This is a genomic window from Janthinobacterium foliorum, from assembly GCF_978021625.1.
On sequence record NZ_CDXDQE010000089.1, the window covers coordinates 1 to 323 of the forward strand.

1 protein-coding gene is annotated in these 323 nt (G+C 56.0%); it reads right to left on the reverse strand.

Translation table 11 applies throughout. The features are described from left to right. The coding region (locus ACZ92H_RS29630; protein WP_465052404.1) for a hypothetical protein at positions 1 to 323 on the reverse strand (323 nt) is incomplete at both ends.

A 323-nucleotide genomic window follows, 5' to 3' on the forward strand; every position in this document is an offset into this window, starting at 1 on the left:
TGACCAGTCTGTTCGACTCGTCAAATTTCGGCGGTGTTGCCACGGTCTTCATGCTGTATTGCGGATGGGGATCAGCGCTGGTTTGGTGCCCGGCCAGTTGTTGATTTCCATACGCGATGACTTGGTCATCTCGCTGGTCCACATAGCTGCGCTGGGCAAGTTGTGGGTGCGGATTGGCAGCATTCAAGTGGCTGGTTAGCTGCTGATCGCCATAGGCGCGGGCGCTGGCGTCTTGCTGATCGACATAAGCAGTTTTGGCCAGCAATGGATGCGGATCGGCAGCGTTCAAGTGAACAGCCAGCAGCTGATAAGCATAGGTGCGA